20 protein-coding genes and 1 tRNA gene are annotated in these 19,766 nt (G+C 35.1%); 1 reads left to right on the top strand and 20 read right to left on the bottom strand.

Annotated features, from left to right (window positions below):
• Position 1: 1 nt before the first annotated feature.
• The 6 genes from MWH30_RS08970 to nadD form a co-directional block, all read right to left on the bottom strand.
• A complete protein-coding gene (locus MWH30_RS08970; protein WP_248663740.1) occupies positions 2–2,734 on the bottom strand; it encodes a site-specific DNA-methyltransferase in 2,733 nt (910 codons plus the stop codon).
• Positions 2,735–2,889: 155 nt separating this feature from the next.
• Positions 2,890–2,965, bottom strand: a tRNA-Ala gene (locus MWH30_RS08965).
• 104 nt (positions 2,966–3,069) lie between these two features.
• On the bottom strand, positions 3,070–3,414 hold the full coding sequence (gene rsfS, locus MWH30_RS08960; protein WP_248663739.1) for a ribosome silencing factor: 345 nt from the start codon (positions 3,412–3,414) through the stop codon (positions 3,070–3,072).
• Between the two features lie 116 nt (positions 3,415–3,530).
• Entirely contained in the window at positions 3,531–4,718 is a 1,188-nt protein-coding gene (locus tag MWH30_RS08955) for an LCP family protein (protein ID WP_248663738.1), read from the bottom strand.
• Between the two features lie 15 nt (positions 4,719–4,733).
• Positions 4,734–5,315: a bis(5'-nucleosyl)-tetraphosphatase (symmetrical) YqeK gene (yqeK, locus tag MWH30_RS08950; protein ID WP_248663737.1), complete on the bottom strand. Its 582-nt coding sequence runs from the start codon at positions 5,313–5,315 to the stop codon at positions 4,734–4,736.
• Positions 5,316–5,317: 2 nt separating this feature from the next.
• Positions 5,318–5,938 (bottom strand): nicotinate-nucleotide adenylyltransferase, encoded by a 621-nt coding sequence (gene nadD / locus MWH30_RS08945; protein ID WP_248663736.1) that lies wholly within the window; start codon positions 5,936–5,938, stop codon positions 5,318–5,320.
• A 192-nt stretch (positions 5,939–6,130) separates the two neighbouring features.
• Here nadD and MWH30_RS08940 point away from each other — a divergent pair, with 192 nt between their 5' ends.
• Complete coding sequence (locus MWH30_RS08940; protein WP_248663735.1) at positions 6,131–7,009, top strand: hypothetical protein; 879 nt, start codon at positions 6,131–6,133, stop codon at positions 7,007–7,009.
• 41 nt (positions 7,010–7,050) lie between these two features.
• On the opposite strand, the gene MWH30_RS08935 is transcribed toward MWH30_RS08940, so the two are convergent.
• The 14 genes from MWH30_RS08935 to yhbY form a co-directional block, all read right to left on the bottom strand.
• Positions 7,051–8,622 carry a methylenetetrahydrofolate reductase C-terminal domain-containing protein gene (locus MWH30_RS08935; RefSeq protein WP_248663734.1) on the bottom strand — a complete coding sequence of 524 codons (1,572 nt, stop codon included), beginning with the start codon at positions 8,620–8,622 and terminating at the stop codon, positions 7,051–7,053.
• 188 nt (positions 8,623–8,810) lie between these two features.
• A complete protein-coding gene (locus tag MWH30_RS08930) occupies positions 8,811–9,482 on the bottom strand; it encodes a potassium channel family protein (RefSeq protein ID WP_248663733.1) in 672 nt (223 codons plus the stop codon).
• Between the two features lie 4 nt (positions 9,483–9,486).
• Positions 9,487–10,980, bottom strand: coding sequence for a TrkH family potassium uptake protein (locus MWH30_RS08925; RefSeq protein ID WP_248663732.1), 1,494 nt, complete (start codon positions 10,978–10,980; stop codon positions 9,487–9,489).
• A 108-nt stretch (positions 10,981–11,088) separates the two neighbouring features.
• The gene (locus MWH30_RS08920; protein WP_248663731.1) at positions 11,089–11,706 is read right to left on the bottom strand and encodes a hypothetical protein; all 618 of its coding nucleotides are present in this window, start codon (positions 11,704–11,706) and stop codon (positions 11,089–11,091) included.
• A gap of 22 nt (positions 11,707–11,728) precedes the next feature.
• Positions 11,729–11,875 (bottom strand): CcmD family protein, encoded by a 147-nt coding sequence (locus MWH30_RS08915; protein WP_248663730.1) that lies wholly within the window; start codon positions 11,873–11,875, stop codon positions 11,729–11,731.
• A 28-nt stretch (positions 11,876–11,903) separates the two neighbouring features.
• The gene (locus MWH30_RS08910; protein ID WP_248663729.1) at positions 11,904–12,596 is read right to left on the bottom strand and encodes a cytochrome c biogenesis protein; all 693 of its coding nucleotides are present in this window, start codon (positions 12,594–12,596) and stop codon (positions 11,904–11,906) included.
• Between the two features lie 3 nt (positions 12,597–12,599).
• Entirely contained in the window at positions 12,600–13,277 is a 678-nt protein-coding gene (locus tag MWH30_RS08905) for a heme exporter protein CcmB (protein WP_248663728.1), read from the bottom strand.
• Positions 13,278–13,281: 4 nt separating this feature from the next.
• On the bottom strand, positions 13,282–13,995 hold the full coding sequence (gene ccmA / locus MWH30_RS08900; RefSeq protein ID WP_248663727.1) for a heme ABC exporter ATP-binding protein CcmA: 714 nt from the start codon (positions 13,993–13,995) through the stop codon (positions 13,282–13,284).
• 30 nt (positions 13,996–14,025) lie between these two features.
• Complete coding sequence (locus MWH30_RS08895; RefSeq protein ID WP_248663726.1) at positions 14,026–14,292, bottom strand: hypothetical protein; 267 nt, start codon at positions 14,290–14,292, stop codon at positions 14,026–14,028.
• Positions 14,292–16,289, bottom strand: coding sequence for a heme lyase CcmF/NrfE family subunit (locus tag MWH30_RS08890; RefSeq protein WP_248663725.1), 1,998 nt, complete (start codon positions 16,287–16,289; stop codon positions 14,292–14,294). The genes MWH30_RS08895 and MWH30_RS08890 overlap by 1 nt, the downstream gene beginning before the upstream one ends.
• Positions 16,290–16,314: 25 nt before the next feature.
• Positions 16,315–16,755: a cytochrome c maturation protein CcmE gene (locus tag MWH30_RS08885; RefSeq protein ID WP_248663724.1), complete on the bottom strand. Its 441-nt coding sequence runs from the start codon at positions 16,753–16,755 to the stop codon at positions 16,315–16,317.
• Between the two features lie 206 nt (positions 16,756–16,961).
• Positions 16,962–18,218 (bottom strand): glutamate-5-semialdehyde dehydrogenase, encoded by a 1,257-nt coding sequence (locus MWH30_RS08880; protein WP_248663723.1) that lies wholly within the window; start codon positions 18,216–18,218, stop codon positions 16,962–16,964.
• 28 nt (positions 18,219–18,246) lie between these two features.
• A complete protein-coding gene (gene proB / locus MWH30_RS08875) occupies positions 18,247–19,371 on the bottom strand; it encodes a glutamate 5-kinase (RefSeq protein ID WP_248663722.1) in 1,125 nt (374 codons plus the stop codon).
• Positions 19,372–19,386: 15 nt separating this feature from the next.
• On the bottom strand, positions 19,387–19,680 hold the full coding sequence (gene yhbY, locus MWH30_RS08870; RefSeq protein ID WP_248663721.1) for a ribosome assembly RNA-binding protein YhbY: 294 nt from the start codon (positions 19,678–19,680) through the stop codon (positions 19,387–19,389).
• Between the last annotated feature and the right edge of the window lie 86 nt (positions 19,681–19,766).

Below are 19,766 nucleotides of genomic sequence, written 5' to 3'. Positions count from 1 at the left end.
TCTAAACAAATAATAATTTAGCAAACTGTTCTTCAATTAATGAAAAATTATCTAAATAACTATCTACATTAATATAAATTTTATCAAACTCTTGATCATTAATAATAGTATTTTCTATAAAATCTCTTTCCTTTGCTAAATTTAATCTATCAAAATCTCTCCAAATAACTAATATTTTTTGATTACCATTAGTACCAATAATAATTTTATACTTTCTACTTTGATGGTTAAACAGTTTAATTTGTTCTGTATTTAAACTAATTAAATAATTAAAAGTTTCTACTAAGTTTATTTTTTTATTAAACTTTTCCTTATTCTTTTCAACTTTTAATTTATACTCAAATGGAGAAGTGAACTTCTCAATATCTATTAATGATTTCTTAGTTTCATAATCTAACATATAATTAATTAAATAGTCATCAAATTCATTAATCAAATCTAACTGCTGTATATCTTTATTAAATTTTATATTATTTAATGTATCTTCATACTGTTCTATAACTTGATATTTAAAAAAACCTCCACCATTCCAAGTAACTTTTTTACTAATACCGCAAGGTTCGTTCTTTCCTCTTCCAGCTATAACTTCTTTCATTCTTTGAAGAGTTATACTATCAAAATAATCTCCCATCTCAACTCCAATCCACTTTCTTTGCAGTTTATGAGCAACTGCTACTGTGGTACCGCTTCCTAAAAAATAATCTAAAACATAATCACCTTTATTGGAAAAACCTTCTATAACTCGCTTTAACAATTTTTCAGAGTTTTCTGTAGAAAACCCCCATCGAGATGGAACTACATAGCCAGGAATATCAGTCCAATCCGAATCTACTGTTTGCATTGGAGAGGTTTGATATTGTAGTCCACCATTTTTTACTCTTATCCTTCCTTCAGAATCATACTTTTCCATTCTTCCTTGAGTAAACGTCCAATGTCTTCCCTCAGGAGGCATAAATACTTTTTCATTATAAACTCTACCTTTAGATAAAATCTTCCCCTTTTCTTTTTTAATTTGTGATTCATCATAATATTCTACATACTCTTTGGGAACTTCTGACCATCTAACCCCTGGGGAATGCATATTTATCCACTTTTGTTGTTCGCGTTTTCTTTTCACCGGATTTAAAATTGAATTATCAGAGTTAGAATAAAAAAACAAAGAGTCATTAGCAGTAATAAATCTATTTGCTCCCGCAAAAGCTTTTTGAGTTCTTCTCACAGCTATTTCATTTTTAAAATTATTATTAAATATTCTATCCATTAACATTCTCACATAATGATTACCATTAGAATCAATTCTAACAGCTATATTACCTATATCTTTTAAAAGTTTTCTTCCTAATTTTAGCCGATCATTCATCATTGTAATCCAAGAAGAATCTAGATAATTATTTTTATATAAAAATTCATTTCCACCAGTATTAAAAGGAGGATCAATATAAATGGCTTGAATTTGTTTTTGATACTTATTCAACAATAAACTTAATGCCTGATAACTTTCACTTTTAATTAATATTCCATCTAATTTATCATCTAAACTATCAAAGCTAGATAATAACTTTTCTTTAAACTTTTTATCAAAATGCTTAGTATCTATAACTAATTTCTTTAAACCTTCTTTTTTTAATAAATCATCTTTGCCTTCAACTTTTTCATTAAACACATCTTGAAATTCTTGTAACTGTTTGTGATTATTAATTATTTCCTCAAAAACATAATCTTGAATTTTTTCAGGTATTCTATCCAAAGTTAAACAATATTCACTTGCTAACACAAACTTCTTCTTTTCAAATAGTTTTTTTTGAAAATCCTCTATTTGAGCTAAGAAGTCTATTATCTTTTTAGATATTGATTTTATTAAGTCAGCTTTTAGTACCCGCTCCTTAAGCTCATTTTCATGCTCCAATTCTATAACGTCAAAGTCTATAATTTCATTTTTTATGTAAAAGTCTAATTCTCTTTCTAAAAATCCTTGCAAATCCTTATGAATAAAATAATCCAATTTATTTTTCTTAGTATATTTATTAATGTGTTTTGCTAATACTGTCTGAGAAGAATTTTTAGCTTTATTTGTTAACCAATATAAGCTTTGTATTTGATTTTTTTTAATTATAGCTTCAATATCCTTGACAATATATTTTCTTATATCTCTTTGAGTATTACGAGATTTATATTTTTTTTCTTCTTCTTCCCTTAAAGCACGGTATTCAAAATAAATATTAACTTCTTTTTTTGCTTGATTATATTCAAAAAAGTCTTTATCTTTTAAAATAAAATACTTATTATCATTTGATTTATTATTATTTTTTTCCATGCTAGTATTTTCAACTTTAAAATTTACTAATGTATCATATTTATTGCTTTCAAATGAATAATTACTGAAATCTTCACTAGTTTTAATATAATATTGATCATTATTAGCCCAATGTAAATAAACTTCTTCTCCATTATAGGGAATAACATATTTAGTGTTCTGAGAATATCTTCGTTTAGATAAGAAATCTCCATTGTCATAATAACGTTTGAAAAATTTATAAATATCTGCCTCAATATTTTCTATCTTCTTCAACTCAGATGATTTTGATTGAATATACTCAATTAAATCTTTTTCAATGAAATTATTAATTTCATCTGCTTTCTGTTTCATAATTTTATAAATACCAAAATTCAAATTAGAAGCATCGATTCTAAATAGTTCCTTTAATAAATTCTGTAGCTTTCTTTGCTCTATCACTGAAACATCCTCCTTTGTGAATAACTAAAAAAAGTGACCACTTACTGGTCACCAATAATTTAACTAAAATACTTACATATTATATTTTCTTATCCTGATTTCACTAAATCTCAGTTAATATTCAGAATAAAAATTTACAAAGCCTATAGTTATAATGGTGGAGATAGGGGGACTTGAACCCCCGACCTCTTGTCTGCCAGACAAGCGCTCTCCCAGCTGAGCTATATCCCCAAAATACTAACTTCTACCAGTATAATTAACGACTGCTCTTTGACTCATTAGACTAATAAATATTATAATCAATTTAAAGTTAATTGTCAAGCAAAATTTAGAGTTTATTTATTCCAAGCTACCCTCTTAGCATCGCCCCATAATCTCTCTAGCTGATAGTATTTTCTTTCTTGCTGTCGAAAAATATGCACGATTATATCTCCATAATCCAGTAAAATCCACTTTCCCTGCTCCGCTCCTTCTTTTCTTTCCACTAACCTATCTAATTTAACCTCCATTTTTTCCTCAATAGCTCTAGCAATAGCTTTCACCTGTACATCGGTCTTTCCACTACAAATAATAAAATAGTCGGTTAAAATAGAAATACCTTCTAAATCAAGCACAGCAATATCTAAAGCCTTTTTATCAGCGGCTGTTTCGGCAATCAAACTCACTATCTCTTCTTGCATTAATTTACATCAGCTCCTCATTTTTACTATCTTGTGTTAATAAAATTTCCCATTCTTCATATAAGATATTCGTTATTAAGAAAAAAAATCCTTTAAAAAGACCTAATTAAAGCAGTTCAAATTAAATTTTTCCCTAAAATAATCTTAATATCAGCTTCAGACTTCCTAATTAGACCATCACTAAGCCTATTCCAAGCAATCTCTTGCTGGTTATTCAAGTATTCAGCTAAACTTTCGGCCCGCTCTTCAGCAGCAGACCTAAAATAAATTTCAGTTTTAATATAATCGAAGCTATCAGCATTGCTTACTTCTGCAATATCATAGCCTGCTCTACCTAAAAACTCAGCCTTCTCCTTAGCTATTCCAAAATGTCCATTACCATTTAGTATAGTAACCTTAATTTGAGAATTGCTTAAATAGTCTTTACTTTTAATTAAATTATCCACTAAAATTTGCGTCTGCTTTTCATCATTAAGCCAATAACTAATGCCATTAACATAATCAGCTTTACCAGGCAAAGTTTCCATAGCTACCTGTTCTCTACTTAAGTTACGCATATTCCCAGCTAATTTTATAGCCTGAGTAATAGCTATATCAGTTTCAAGGTTATCTTTTAACTGCTTTATCAGTTCCGGCACCTGCAAAATAGTTCTAGGTTGTAAAGCACTAGTTAAGAAAGCATCCAAAAACTTTTGTTGACGAGCTATTCTACCTATATCACCTAAAGACCCCTCTCTATATCTAATATACTCTAAAGACTCCTTTCCAGTCAATACTTGCTCACCAGCTGGAATATCTATATATAAACCACCAGCCTGATCAATATATTTTAAATCTTCAGCTACTTCTACTTCTACTCCACCCAAAGCATCCACTACGTTAATAAAACCATCAAAATCGGTAAGTACATAATGATCAAGCTGAAAATCTAACAGCTTTTCTACTGTCTCCACCGCTAATTCAACTCCACCATAAGCATAGGCAGCATTTAATTTATGTTGACTATCGCGACCTGGAATCTCTACTCTAGTATCACGAGGCAAAGAAATAATTCCTACTTCACCGCTATTTGGATCTACACTAACTACCAACATCACATCGGTCCGTCCAGTCTCAGCTTGAGAATTATCTACACCTAAAACTAAAAAATTAAGCTGCTCCCCAACAGCTGCTTGTTCAATAAACCTATCTCCAAAAATTCTGATCACTACAAAGCTAGCTAAAATAGAGATAACTACAACTAAAGCTCCTAACTTTAAGTAACGTCGAGAATTAGATTGAGAACTGTTATTTTTACTTGCCATTCAACTCCACCTCTTCTATTTTAATTCTTCGCGATAAAGAAATGCATTGCGAGTTATTAGGGTTTGAGGATGAATTAAAATTTTTTTGCGTAAATGATAATCTAAATTCTGATCACAAGCCATCCTGATTGCTAAATCTAAATCTTTAGTAGCATATTTTCTTAACTTCTTTAGACCAGGGCAGTCTCTATTGGGCTCTATATAATCAGCTAAAAAAATGATTTTTTCTAATAAAGTCATCTCCGCTGCTCCTAAGGTATGATTTTTAATCGCATTTAAGATAGCCTGGTCCTCAATTTCAAATTCTTTTTTAGCAATTTCAGCCCCTATCGGCCCGTGTAAAAGAGACGGTATCAACTTCATTACCTCATCTATCACTATACCAAACTCTTTAGCTTTCTGCAATAGGTTTTTATTGGTTATATTTTTAGCACAGTCATGTAATAACCCTGCTAATCTTGCTTTCTCAACCTCAGCTCCATATTCAATGGCTAACTTCATCGCAGTATCTCTTACTCCCAAAGAATGTTCAAATCTAGCCGGTGATAATCGTTTTTCCAATCTAGCTAAGAGTTCTGCTTCCTTCAAGCAACTCACCTCTATATATATAGCTTCCTTTTATTAACATAGTTTTCTACTCTCGGTGGTAGTAAATATTTAATGGGACGCCCATTAGCAACTCTATTTCTAATATCGGTAGAAGAAATGGCCAAGCCCGGTATCTTCAAAACAAAAATCTGCTCCTGATATTCTTCATAAATCCCATCCTCTAATTTAGATAAGCAGTAACCAGGTCTAGTAGCAGCAATGAATTTACATTCAGTCAATAATTTTTCGGGTTCCTTCCAAGTGAAAATCTCTAAAATAGCATCAGCTCCAGTAATAAAATAAATATCTATCTCACCTAATACCTCTTTAAAGCCTTTGACTGTATCTATAGCATAGGAAAGCCCCTCCCTTTCCAACTCAATTCGGGAGACATCAAATTTAGGATTATCAATAGTAGCTAGAGTAGTCATTATATATCTATCTTCATCTTTAGTAATTTGTTGTTTCGTTTTATGAGGTGGATTACCAGAAGGAACAAAGATTACTTTGTCCAGTTGATACTGATAAGCCGCTAACTCAGCTGTCACCAAATGACCATTATGAATTGGATCAAAGGTCCCCCCCATAATACCTATTCTTTCGATATTTGCTGATAATAAAGTAGCTAGCATTTTTTCAACTCCTATCTCCAAACATATCTATATCCGCTTATTATAATATAACATTCTACTTTATCTCTCAAGTCTTTAATCGAATAATTAGAAAGAACTTTTGCTCTTTTCAGCTAACTTAAACTCAAATAAAGAGTAACAAGGAACTATCTTGCATAAAATAACATAAAGATAAAATGGAAGGTGATAAAAATGAATGATAACAATAGTTTCAATTTTTCGATTTTAACTTCAATATATAATGAACCTTGCTCTCAACTCAAGAATAACAACTTTTATTTACTAAAATTTGAGCAGTTAATTAAAAACGATCCCCAAGCTACCTTTAACCATCTATTTTTTAGCTACTATTATCCCCGACGAGAAAAGTTAAAGCTTGAAAAGTTCGAAAAAATACTGAGGCTGATAATTGATAATATTTACCTTCAAGTAATAAGCTATCTCAATTATCTACAAGAACCTTATCAAAAAGCACTTAAAAACTTAGAAGAATATCAAAAGCTATGTACCTTTATTAAAAAGTTACGCGGTAAACTACGCAGGCTACTAGAAGAAATGCTTAAAGATAACAGAACTCCTAGAGCAGTCAAGGGAGTAGTTAAAAACGGGCTTCATAAAGCAGCTAAGATCGATGCTTATGCACAAAGAAAGTTAGAAACAGCTCAAAGAGATTTCGATGGTGAAGAAATAGCTGCCAATCTAAGTACCTATCTAGAAAATTCTGAAGCTTTAGCTGATTTAGCCTATTTTAGTAGTTTATACTTTACTAAACAAGAGTTAATTCCTATTCAAAATCAATTAGAAAATAAAAATTTTAATCAATTCACTGAAGAATTTTTAAAAAAAGAGCTACTCACTCCAAGTACAAAAGAAAAAATATTAAATGAATTACAAGAGTTTATCGATGACTATCCTCTATATAAACTGGTTAAACAAGCTTATGCTATCTATTTAACTTTAGGTAAGATCATCCCTTGGGAAAAACATCCCTTTATCAAAAGATTAGTTTTTAATAGCTATGTAGAAGCTAAAGTGAGCTCTCCTAAGCTTAGTTTAATCCAAAAAAAATGAGATGGAGAACTTTCTCCATCTCATTTTGATTATCTTATTAACTAAGCTTTTTTACCTTCTCCATCTTCACCTGGAGGAGTAACTCCTATTCTTTCAGCTACGTGGTCTCGACCCATATAGAAGTTAATCCAAGATGAAGTCTGATATAAGTCCCAATCTACTGGCGGAACTATATATTCTTGTAACTGCTCTTCTTCTCCGTGAGCCTTTAATCTATCGTAAGCTCTAACATAGATACACTTCTGTTCTCCGTAATAGATCTCACACCAGCCATCCTTACTACCACCACAGGCTCCATTTCTCTGATTCTTTGGACACTGTGACATTGGACATAGATAGGCTAAATCAAACAGAGCACAGTCTCCACATTCCTGACACTCATTAGAGATAGTCTTAATTACTCTCTCCATAAGCTCAAAAGGCCCTTCTAAAGCACTATCTTCAATAGCTGCACATGTTCCCTGCATTATCCCAAATAGAGGACTATGAGGCTCAAATAAAGCATGGTGCATTATTCTAAAGCTTCTGTTAACTATTCCACTGCTAGGATTATGAGTTTTCTCAGCAGGTTTATCAGTATTTAAGCCTGTCTCTTCATCTTTCTCGAAGTAGTAGAAGCCATCTTCCATTGGAAAGTCAAATTCATGTAGATAGTCTCTCCAGTTAGGAGCTAACTCTTCTCCTTTTTCAATTATAAATTCTAGGTCTTCATAGCTCATACCGTGACCAGCTATGTGTACTCCAGCAAAGCCCATCCCTTTCTTGAAAGCATACATCTTAGCTGCTCTCATCAAGGCACCGTGATGACCACCATCATCAGAGTTTTCCTTCTCTTGAGCCAGTTCAGCTACTAAGTCATCAGTAACTACACAGCCTGGAATTCGATTGGCATTCATTGCTCTACTAGCACCATGGTGAAGTAGATAAACATTACCTATAATCGGAATATCCCAGCCCTGCATCTCTACAAATTTAATCAATTCATGAAATTTACGAGCATCATAACCAAGCTGAGGAATAATATATTGAGCTCCCGCTTCAACCTTCTTCTTTAGCTTATAATATTGAGCCATCTGCTCAGATTCTAACCTTTTGAACGGTGAAACCGCTACTCCTGGAAAGAAGTTAGTAGGCTTTAAGCTTTTTGAACGCCCAAAAGCATCCTTATATTCCAAACCACCATTAAGATCTGTAATTAATTCAACTATATGCACCGGGTCAAAGTCATAAACCGGCTTTGAAGTTCCATTATATCCACTTACCGGATAGTCTCCTGTCATCACTAAGATATTACCAACATTTTCTCTTTCTAGAGAATAAAGAAAACTTTCAATCTGATTTCTACTCTTATCCTTACAGGTAAAGTGAACTAAAGGTTCAATTCCCATCTCCTTAAGCTTCATTCCTAAGTACTCAGCTGAAATAGCTGGATTACCACCTGGATTTTCAGTAATAGTTATAGCATCAATTAGACCGCCTTCAATTGCCTTTTCTGCACCTTCAAAGATTGCTTCCTGGTTCTTTTCCCTTGCTCCTCGACCAGGTACTAACTCCCAAGTTAAAGTAAATTCGTCATCATTTAAAATTGACTCTTTGAGTGGATTTTCACTCATAAATAATCATCTCCCCTTTTATTTTATTAATTTAATATATAAAGTTGTAGAAAACCTAATTTATAAGACCCTACAACTAAAAAATCAAATATAAAAATAAGTTAATAATTAGTAACTTATTCTACTCTCCCCTATAAGTTTATTCTACACACAATTAATTTCTCCTTTTTTTATTGACATTTTATTTTTCAGCAGTTCCGCAAATAATTAGCTGCTTTTTCAATATTCTTTTTAGTAGCTACTAAAAAGACTTGATTACCACTACAGATCTGTTGATTACCACGAGGAATAATCAGTTCATCCTTTTCTTTATCAAAAATCCCTGCAAAAACACAGTCATCGGGAAATCTTTTGCTGCTAGTAACTTCTGATACAGTTCGTCCACAACAGTTAGAGTCTTCTGGAACAGTGACAATTGATATTTCAGCTTTACCATCGCTAAGCGACATTACTTTTTTTATATCGGGATCTTCAATGTCTATCATAAACTTATCCACTATCAAGTCCATCGAACCGGTAATATTGGTAGCTCCAGCTAATTCATAAGCACTTCTATACTGCTGGTCTCTTTTGCGTACCAATATCTTTTCTACTCCGTAATTTTTAGCTAGCAGTGTAAAGGCTAAATTATCAGCATCATGACGCATTACTGCTACAGCTACATCGCATCTATTAATTCCTGCCTCATTTAAGACATCTATTCTGGTAGCATTTCCGCAGATACTAACAGCTCCTATCTGTGAATAAATCCGTTCACAAACTTCCTGATCTAAATCTATAACAACTACATCGTGCTTATCAGCTAGTTTTTTAGCCAGACTACGACCCACTAGTCCTCCTCCAGCAATTACAATATGCATAACATCACTCCCATTTCCAAGCTTGTTTAGTGAAAATGATAAAAATAGGCAGTACTTCTAAACGGCCAGCTAACATGCCTATAATATAAGTCAATTTGATCCCCGATGACATTGAGGCCATCTCTTCTACACTAAAATAAAAAGGGCCCATATTCCCTACTGCTGAAAACATTCCTGAAGCTGCTTCAAAAGCATCTAAATTAGAAAAAAGAGCTGTAATTCCACTCCCTACTAAAATCAAAGCTAGCCAAGCAAAGAATAAAGCAGCAATCTTCATCACTTCTTCATCCTTAATAATCTCTCGGTCTATAGTTACCGGAATAACCGCATTCTTAGGTAGGTAAATCTTTTTCAATTCTCGTTTAAATAACTTATGTAAAATTGCCACTCTCAATACCTTAAAACCACCGGCTGTAGAACCTACACAGCCTCCAATTAACATTAAAAGCATAAATAACTGTCTAGCCAAAGCAGGAAAAAAGGGAGAGCCTATGTACTCAGTTCCATAACCAGTACTAGTAGCCAGAGCAACTATCTGAAATAAGGTCTTTCTAAAATCTGCTTCCAAAGCAGTTAAATCTAAACCACCATTAACCACAGCTCGATTAATAAAAATTATAATCAAAGCTCCCATAATTAAACCCCAAAAATACCTAATCTCTTCGTCTAGAATCATTTCTCTAAAATTACCTGTTATCACCTTAAAGTGAACTAAAAAATTTATCCCTCCCATCAGCATAAAAAAGATAAATATATATTCAATCTGCCTATAAAAAGGATGACCTATCTCTTTAAAATGGCCGATGCTACTATCGTAGCTGGAAAAACCACCAGTAGAGATACTAGTCAAACTATGAACTAAGGCGTCGTAAAACGATGTCTGAAATATAATTAATAGTAACATCTGTAAAATAGTAAAGCCAATATAAATAGACCACAGAATTTTAACAGTCTTCATTACATTAGGCACCGGACGCGAGGTATCTATTTTATGGCTTTCAGCATCGAACAACTGCCAGATCTCTCCTTCACTACGAAAGGTAACTACTAAAAAAAAGGTTAAAATCCCTAGTCCTCCTACCCATTGAATAAAACTTCGCCAAAAAAGAATGGATCTAGGCATATATTCTAACCCTTGAAAAACAGTAATTCCGGTAGTAGTAAAGCCACTCACCGCTTCAAAAAAAGAATCTATAAAACTTTTATTCAAACCCAGCCTAAAAGGGAGAGCACCTATTACAGAGGCAACAATCCAACCTAAGCCACAAACTAACATACTATTAGTTAAGGTTAATTTGATTTTTTCTTTATTTACTCTAGTCAAAATTAAACCAAAAATTATAGCTAACAAAGCTGGAATTATAAATGAAATATATAAAACACTTTCTTCATTATAGATAACTATAAAAAAAATAGGTAGTAATAATAACAGTCCTAAGATTAATAATAAAGAACCTAGTAAGTAAAAAATAGTTGAAACTTTCTGATTTAAAACCATAGACCAATTACTCCTCCCAATATTACTTTTCGCTATTAAAACTAAAACTCCTTTCCTAAATAAAAATAAGCCGGGCCCTACTCTCTGCCCGACTTATTAATCTTAACTTTATAATAAATTCATTACTAATCCTAAAACTGGAGCTGGTTCTAAGCCTTTAATCCCTATCCAATAAGCTTTAGTTCCCTGCTGATAGTAATAATTCTCCATCCCCATTCCTTGAGTTTGATACATTTCAATACCTCGAATCTGAAAGTTATTGGGAGCCGTATAGGGCCCGTCACCATGAGCAATCATCTCCGTCATTACTTGAATCTGCTCAGCCGTAGCTTCTGGACTTTCGGCCTCAGAAACCCAAATCTCAATCTCTCTATCCCCACCACCGTAGCTAGCAACTTGACCGTCAACTATATCTATAGTAGTTCCATGAAGCTCTTCAATGCTGCTAATAGCCTCTTCGCCGCTCAAAAACTCTACTAACTCTAAATCAAGAATTTCCTTTGGAAAACCTTCTTCATTCATCTCTACATCTTCAGCAGCTCCCATCATTCCTTCATGAGGATTCTCTACCCCATCGGTAGGCTGAGTCTGCCCTCCTTGCTGAGTAATCTGTTCTAAAGGCACTCCTTCCTGCTCATCTACAGTCCATCGTGACTGACTAGTCATCACTAAGCCTATTAATAATGCAGCTGCCAAAAACACAATCATCATCTTTTCTTTATCCATTTCCAGCACTCCTTTCTACAGCTTAATCTAAGTCTTGCTCTAAACTACGCTTAATAAAGTCAATATCTTTTTCTAATTTTTTCTGCTTTTTACCAATATTAAGAGTATAAACAAAGATAATAATCCAAATTACCAAATAACCAATAAATAAATAGTTTAAGTTATCCATTGCTCACTTAAACCTCCCACCAGAATTTTTAAATATGCTTTTGTTTACGCAAAGTCTCCTTAATATCTTTCAATTTTTCCTGTAATAGTTCTACCTTGAATCTTTTCTGTAAAAGATAGAGATATATTAAAGTAAAAGCGGCCACACTAGTCAATAAGGCATGCAGCATCCGCGGGTCAAGATCAAAACTACCCCCGCTAACTACCTGCGGATGGATAGACCTCCACCAGCGAATAGACATAAAAACAATAGGTACATTGATAAAACCAACTATGCCGAAAACAGCTGCTAATCTACCTCGTTTTTCGCTCTCCTCTGCTGAGATTCTAATCAGAATATAAGCAATATAGATAAACCAAAGTATCAAAGTAGTAGTCAAGCGCGGATCCCAAGTCCACCAGGCATTCCAGATCGGCCTAGCCCACAAGGGCCCGGTAATTAAGACCATAGTAGTAAATAAAACTCCTATCTCTGCTGAAGCTAAGCCTAAAATATTAGCTAAGCTACTCTGATTCTTAAGATAGACAATACTAGCTATAAACACTACAAAAAAGGCTGCAAAAGCAATCCAAGCCGTAGCTACGTGAAAGTAAAATAAGCGCTGCACATCCCCCATGACTCTTTCAGTAGGAGCATAAATAAATACCATATAAATAGCTAAACTGGTAACTAAAAAGGTCAGCCAGACCAATATAAACTCCAGCTTATTATCACTATCCAAATTTTACACCTCCAGCAAAAACTCAAATAACATAAAAGGTACCACAATAAAGATCAAATCATAGACCACTAACAGTTTTAACCAAGCCCTTAACTCAGCAGAATCTCCAGCAGTCAAAACCACTCCAGTAGCTTCTACAGCTCCAATTATCACCGGCACTATTATCGGGAATAAAATTACTGGCAATAAAATCTCACTACTTTTAGTATTAGCAGTTAAGGCAGCTAAAAAAGTACCTATTGAAATAAAGCCTAAGCTACCCAAAAATAATACAGCTGCTAACTGAAGCAAAGAGCCTGCTAAAGAGTAATCAAAGAGAACTATAAACAGCGGTAGTGAAATAACTTCCATAATCAACATCAAGACTAAGTTGGCAATTAACTTACCAAAATAGATAATACTGCTATCACCAGGACATAAGAGCAGACCTTGAAGGCTATTATTCTCCTTTTCAGCTATAAAGGAGCGGTTAAGACAGAGAATTCCCGAAAAAATAAAGGCCACCCAGATAATACCTGGAAATAACTCATCCAAATCCTGTCCTACCGGATCAAATACAAAACCAAAAACCACTATCACAATAAAAGAAAAAACTAACATGGAACTCAGCATCTCTTTAGTTCTAAATTCCAACTTTAAGTCTTTACCAGCTAATACTTTTACCTTCTTTAAAAAGTCCATCTACCTAATCCCCTAATAGTTCCTTATATTTTGTCTGTAGCTCTGCTAAACTGAAATCCTCACTAGCTCCTGCAAAGACAATACTCCCCTCAACTAAGATCAAAAACTTATCACTTAATTTTAAACCTTGCTCAAAGTTATGAGTAACCATTACTACAGTTCGCTGAGCCATAGCTAAATTACTCAGCAGTACATTTAACATCTCCACCGCGTGCTGATCTAAGCCGGTATAAGGCTCATCCAAAAGCAAAAGCTGCGGTAAATGAAGAATGGCCCGGGCAATAGAAAGCCGCTGCTTCATTCCCCGGGAAAAGGTCCGTACTAAATCGTGCACACAAAAGCTTAGACCTACTTTTTCAATCACAGTAAAAATTCTCTCTTTTAAATCCTCTACTTCATAGAGCTGTCCATAAAACTCCAGATTTTCATAAGCCGTTAAGTCATCATAAAGGAAGGTGGAATGAGAGATCACTCCGATATCCTTGCTAATATCTACTGCTTTTTTCTCTTTGATTCTTCCTTCAAAGAGAACTTCTCCTTCACTGGAATCGATAACTGTAGATAGAATCTTTAACAAAGTAGTTTTCCCAGCTCCATTAGGACCAAAAATACTTAATACCTGGCCCTGCTCTAAGCTAAAATTAATCCCATTGAGAATATTTTTTTCACCAATCTGTTTACTTAAATCTTTAACTGCTAATACCGGTGTTTCACTCAAATTTCCCCCTCCTCAACTATTCTACCAAACTTAATTCTCTTTTTCGGCTAACAATTCCTCTAATCTTTCCTTAAAGTCTCGATACTTCTCTTCACTTAAGTTATCCAAATGATAGTCCAGTTCTAACTCACTTATTTCTGCTAAGATAACATCTCTATCTACAAAATTACCGGCTTCTTCAAAAGACTTGATCCGTTGCTGATAATCTATATTCTCTATTTCATCGTTAGTTAAGATAGGATAAGCTATTAAATAAAGCACTAAAACCCCTAAAATCAAAGCGGCTACTAATCCCATTAAGACACCTCCTTGCTGACACTATATCTCTCTTTCAAAAGCATTCTCGAATAATGACCTCGATCTGGCCAAAGAGCAATAGCCGTACCAATCACCATCAATCTCATCCCCCAAAAAATCCAGCTAACTAAGGGATTAACTACTACTTCAAAGGTAGCAGTATCACCACTTTCATCCCAACCGGATAAAATTATATACAGATCTTCTCTGATTCCACTTTTGAAGTCCACTTGAGCACTAGAATCCTGTTCAGCCGAAGCACCAAAGTACTCTTGAGCGGGACGCAGAGTAGCATAAAAATTGCCATTTCTATAAACATCCATTTCAGCATAAACTACAGCACTATGAGGATCTTCAGCTACCTGCAAACCATTATAAGTCATTTCATAGTTTTTAGTTTCAATTACTTCTCCTCTTTCAGCAGTTACTAACACTTCCTCTTGATAAGCACTAGAGCCTGTAATCCCCACCACCATCATAATAACAGCTATGTGGATTATAAAACCTCCATAACGCCGGCGATTAGCACCCACTAAATTCAATAAAGCTCTGATAACTCCTTCGCCAGTATTACTTTTTCTAGCCCTAACACCTTGCCAAAACTCCTGTACAATAGTTACTAACACAAAGAAAGAAGCTGCAAAAGTTACCACAGGATAAAAATCCCTAATGCCAATAAAGAAAAGAACAAAACCAAAAATATGGCTCAAAAATAAAGGAACTCCAAACTTCTTTTTCAACCCTTTAGTCGAAGACTTACGCCAAGGCAATAAAGGACAAAGTCCCATCAAGATTACCATTGCTATCCAAAAAGGAATAGTAGTTTGATTGAAAAAGCCTTCACCTACAGTAATCTGTACTCCATAAATCGCTTCTGAAATCAAGGGATAAAAGGTTCCCCAAAGAACAACCACACTGATTACTACCATCAATATATTATTAATCAAAAAAGAGCTTTCTTTAGAAATCAACGATTCAGTACTACTTTCACTCCGTAATGACTTAAAGCGCTTAAAGAATAAAAATAAGGTAACTACCACTATTATAAACATAAAGATCAAGAAATAAAATCCTGTTCTTCCTTCGGCAAAGGCATGCACCGAAGCCAAAATTCCACTCCGAGTGATAAAGGTACCTACTATAGTTAATAAGAAACTAGCTGCCATCAACAACACATTCCAAATCTTAAAGGTGCCTTGCTTTTCTTGAATCATTACCGAATGCATAAAGGCGGTAACGGTCAACCAAGGCATTAAAGAGGCATTTTCTACTGGATCCCAAGCCCAGTAACCTCCCCAACCTAACTCAACATAGGCCCATTCTCCTCCGGAAACCATACCGATAGTTAAAAATAACCAGGTGAACAGCACCCATCTTCTAGTAACCTTAATCCAACTTGCACCCTTTTCTCCTAAAAATAGATCTGCCATTAAGTAAGCAAAGGGGACAGCTAAACCTACATAGCCTAAAAACTGAGTTAAAGGATGAATCACCATCCCTATATTCTGTAACATCGGATTCAATCCTGCTCCATCTTGAGCTACAAAGCCTAAAGGAGCAAAGGGACTAGTATCGAAGTTCAATAAAAGTGAAAAGAAAAGTCCAATTAATAACATAACTACACTAGCATAGGGCTTTAACTTAGCTCCCACTGGGTTTTTGGAAAAAGCAACTATAGCCCCGTAAATAGACAGCACCCAAAACCAAAGTAACAAGGAGCCTGTATTGCCAGCCCAAAAAGCCGATAGTTTATAAATCATAGGTAAAGTGCGATTAGTATACTGAGCTACATATTCAATACTAAAATCACTAGTAGCTAATAAATACAATAAAGACAACGAAGCTACAGTTACTAAAATTGTATTAGCTAAAACACCATTTTGAGCACTTTTAACTAAACGTTTATTCTGCTGTTTTAATCCTACTATATAAGCAATTATAGAGTATATAATAACTACAAAAGACATCATCAAAGATATAGAACCCACATCCGCCATTCCAATTCCTCCTATATTAATTTATTTATTTAATTTCAACCTCTTCAGGATGTCCTTCTGAAGAACCATCCTCTAACTCTGCTTCATATCTAGAAGGACACTGCATCATTAATTTATCGGCTCGTAAATACTCTGCCTCTGTATATTCCCCTTCTACAATGGCTGTAATTCCGTCCTGAAAATTATCAGGCTTAACTCCATTATACTTAACTTGGATATCATCTGTTCCCCCTTCATCCTTTAATTTAAAGTTTAAGCTTATTTCTTCAGCATTCCAATCTACTGATTCACCTATAATTTCACCGGATACTCTCAGTCTTTCTCCATACAGCCCCTCACTTTGAGCAAAGACTTCGGAGACAGTTAAAGAATAGCTAGAAAAATTTCTCACTCCTGAAAAGATTAAATAACTTAATCCTAAAACTAACACAAGTATTCCTATTCCTATCTTAAGCTTTTTATTCATCGCAATCCACCTCCTTAAACTACAATTAATCCCCCTATACAGTTACTAATAATAAAAGATTTATATAAGGTATTTCTACAAAAGGGTAGTATAAAACCTGCACCAGCTCTTTGTTTTTTTATGAATTTTTTATGAACAACTGACAAAATACAGTTTTTAAAATAAAATCGGCCAGTATTGTTTAAATACCAGCCGAAAAATATGCTTTATTCTCTTATCTGACCTGAACCGTAAACGATAAATTTAGTAGTAGTTAATTCATTAATTCCCATTGGCCCGCGAGCATGCAGCTTTTGAGTACTAATCCCAATCTCTGCTCCTAAGCCAAACTGTCCTCCATCGGTAAAGCGAGTAGAGGCATTAACATAGACGGCAGCAGCATCAATTAAGTCCAAAAACTCTCTAGCCCGCTGATAATTCTCGCTAATAATAGCTTCGGAGTGCTTAGTACTATAGCTGTGTATATGGTCTACAGCTTCACTGAAGTCTTCAACTATCTTAATGGCTAGTATATAGTCTAAGTATTCCGTAGCCCAGTCCTCTTCAGTAGCCAGCTTGGCCTCTGGAATTATCTCTGTTACCTGTTCATCTCCTCTTAGTTCTACGCTATCATCCTGTAGTTTTTGAGCTAAAGAGGACAGTAACTCTTCAGCAATATCTTGATGAAGTAATAAAGTTTCTACTGCATTACAGACTCCAGGTCGTTGAGTTTTAGCATTGAGCACTATCTCTTCAGCCATTTTTAAGTCTGCATCCTGGTCTACATAAATATGACAGTTCCCTACCCCGGTTTCAATTACCGGAACCTTGGAATTTTGAGTCACAGCTTGAATCAAGCCGGGCCCGCCTCGCGGAATCAAAACATCCAAATAATCGTTCGCTTCAAATAGTACCTGCACTGCCTCACGATCAGTAGTCTCAATCAACTGAATAGCTCCTTCAGGTATCCCTTCATTATAAGCTGCCTCAGCGATCACCTTTTGCAGTACTTTATTGGAATTGATAGCTTCAGAGCCACCTCTTAAAACCACAGTATTACCGGCCTTTAAACAAAGCCCTGCTGCATCCACAGTTACATTAGGACGAGCTTCATAGATCATGCCGATAACTCCTAGCGGTACTCTAGTCCTCCCTACCTGTAAGCCATTAGGTCGCTTCTTCATGCCTAACACTTCACCTATCGGGTCAGCAAAGTTAGCTACCTCTCTTAAGCCGCCTGCCATCTTAGCAATTCTTTCCTCAGTTAACAATAGCCTATCCATTAAAGCAGAACTCAGTCCTGCTTCTCTTCCGTACTCTAAATCCTTCTCATTTTCCCTTAAAATCTGCTCCACATTGTCCTCCAGTGCATCAGCCATGGCCAGCAGAGCTCTATTTTTTACCTCAGTCTCCAAATTAGCTAAATCTCTAGCTGCCTTTTGAGCCTGCTGAGCCTTCTTAACAACTCTTTCTTCAATACTCATCCTTTAACCACTCTCCTCTCTCAATAGTTTATAAGCAGACTAAGTTATCACGATGAATAGCCTCATCATAGTCCTTATAACCTAATTCACTTTCAATCTCCTGGGACTGTAATCCCTTAATATTTTCCAATTCAGCAGCCGAATAATTGACAATCCCTCGGCCAATTAACTCCGACTGAGGATTAATAATATCCACTACATCACCAGCTTTGAAGTCACCTTCAACCTCTACAATTCCACAAGGCAATAAGCTAGTTCCCCGCTCTAAAATAGCTGTAGCTGCTCCAGCATCAACGACTAGCTCTCCAGTTACTGAAAGATTAAAAGCAATCCATTTTTTACGTTGAGCTAACCTTTCAGCAGCAGGAATAAAGACAGTACCGGGATTTTCTCCCTGAACTATCTTCCTTAAAACTCCTTCTTGACTACCATTAGCTATCATAGTTATAATTCCGGCCTTAGTACTAACCTTGGCTGCTTCCACCTTAGTTACCATACCCCCAGTTCCTCTGCTGCTGCCAGCTCCTCCTGCTAATTCTTCGATCTCAGCAGTAATCTCCGAAATCTCAGTAATCAGCTCGGCTGAATCATCGCTCCGTGGGTCACCAGTATAGATCCCCTCTACATCAGAGAGAATAATCAGCAGCTCAGCATCAACTAAGCTAGCCACTAAAGCAGATAAGGTATCGTTATCACCAAACTTAATCTCATCTACTGCCACAGTATCGTTTTCATTAATCACTGGAATAATTCCGTAATCCAATAGCTGTAATAGAGTATTACGAGAGTTTAAATAGCGCTTACGATCAGTAACATCACGTCTGGTCAATAAAACCTGAGCTATGGTCTTCCCGTACTCACTAAATATTTTTTCGTAAATCTGCATCAACAGCCCCTGACCTACTGCTGCTAAAGCCTGCTTTTGAGGAATAGTCTGCGGAGCTTCCTCTAAGTTCAACTTGCCTCGGCCAGCACTAATAGCTCCCGAAGTAACCACTATTAATTCCTTATCCTGATTTTTAAGATCGACCAACTGTCGAATTAGGGACTCAATCTGCCCTAAATCCAGCTTAGCTGTAGCATGGGTTAAGGTGCTACTCCCAATTTTAACTACAATTCGAGTTGCCTTCTTTAATCTTTTTTTGATTGACATTGCAAACACCACCGCTTAATTAGGAAGCTTATAAATCGGCTCTTCCTGATTCCTCTTATATAAAAGACAGACACTACCTATCACCTGTACTACTTCAGCTCCACAAGCCTCAGCTAACTCTTCAGCTGCCTCTCGGGCCGTATAAAGTGAGTTATCCAAAATCCTGACCTTAATTAACTCCCGGGCCTCTATAGTTTCCTTTACCTGAGCTACTAAAGCTTCACTTATTCCTTCCTTACCAACCTGAATCACAGTATCTAAAGAGTTTCCTTTACCTCTTAAATAACTTCTTTGCTTACCAGTCAACATCCTGCTTAAACCTGCTTATAAAAATCTATACAAAACTAACTATAGACCACAATTTCACAGGATTACAATTGTGTAGGATGCAATCG

Source organism: Fuchsiella alkaliacetigena (assembly GCF_023227765.1).
Classification (GTDB): domain Bacteria; phylum Bacillota; class Halanaerobiia; order Halobacteroidales; family Acetohalobiaceae; genus Fuchsiella; species Fuchsiella alkaliacetigena.
The sequence above is the reverse complement of the archived record's forward strand: the minus strand, read 5'-3'. Positions and strand labels throughout refer to the sequence as shown.

What these genes read in the sequence shown, in the direction of transcription:
- rsfS (WP_248663739.1), bottom strand. Translation starts at nt 3,414, where the DNA reads ATGCAAGAAGAGATAGTGAGTTTGATTGCCGAAACAGCCGCTGATAAA.
- MWH30_RS08955 (WP_248663738.1), bottom strand. Translation starts at nt 4,718, where the DNA reads ATGGCAAGTAAAAATAACAGTTCTCAATCTAATTCTCGACGTTACTTA.
- nadD (WP_248663736.1), bottom strand. Translation starts at nt 5,938, where the DNA reads ATGCTAGCTACTTTATTATCAGCAAATATCGAAAGAATAGGTATTATG.
- MWH30_RS08940 (WP_248663735.1), top strand. Translation starts at nt 6,131, where the DNA reads ATGAATGATAACAATAGTTTCAATTTTTCGATTTTAACTTCAATATAT.
- MWH30_RS08935 (WP_248663734.1), bottom strand. Translation starts at nt 8,622, where the DNA reads ATGAGTGAAAATCCACTCAAAGAGTCAATTTTAAATGATGACGAATTT.
- MWH30_RS08930 (WP_248663733.1), bottom strand. Translation starts at nt 9,482, where the DNA reads ATGCATATTGTAATTGCTGGAGGAGGACTAGTGGGTCGTAGTCTGGCT.
- MWH30_RS08925 (WP_248663732.1), bottom strand. Translation starts at nt 10,980, where the DNA reads ATGGTTTTAAATCAGAAAGTTTCAACTATTTTTTACTTACTAGGTTCT.
- MWH30_RS08920 (WP_248663731.1), bottom strand. Translation starts at nt 11,706, where the DNA reads ATGGATAAAGAAAAGATGATGATTGTGTTTTTGGCAGCTGCATTATTA.
- MWH30_RS08915 (WP_248663730.1), bottom strand. Translation starts at nt 11,875, where the DNA reads ATGGATAACTTAAACTATTTATTTATTGGTTATTTGGTAATTTGGATT.
- MWH30_RS08905 (WP_248663728.1), bottom strand. Translation starts at nt 13,277, where the DNA reads ATGGACTTTTTAAAGAAGGTAAAAGTATTAGCTGGTAAAGACTTAAAG.
- MWH30_RS08895 (WP_248663726.1), bottom strand. Translation starts at nt 14,292, where the DNA reads ATGGGATTAGTAGCCGCTTTGATTTTAGGGGTTTTAGTGCTTTATTTA.
- MWH30_RS08890 (WP_248663725.1), bottom strand. Translation starts at nt 16,289, where the DNA reads ATGGCGGATGTGGGTTCTATATCTTTGATGATGTCTTTTGTAGTTATT.
- MWH30_RS08885 (WP_248663724.1), bottom strand. Translation starts at nt 16,755, where the DNA reads ATGAATAAAAAGCTTAAGATAGGAATAGGAATACTTGTGTTAGTTTTA.
- MWH30_RS08880 (WP_248663723.1), bottom strand. Translation starts at nt 18,218, where the DNA reads ATGAGTATTGAAGAAAGAGTTGTTAAGAAGGCTCAGCAGGCTCAAAAG.
- proB (WP_248663722.1), bottom strand. Translation starts at nt 19,371, where the DNA reads ATGTCAATCAAAAAAAGATTAAAGAAGGCAACTCGAATTGTAGTTAAA.
- yhbY (WP_248663721.1), bottom strand. Translation starts at nt 19,680, where the DNA reads ATGTTGACTGGTAAGCAAAGAAGTTATTTAAGAGGTAAAGGAAACTCT.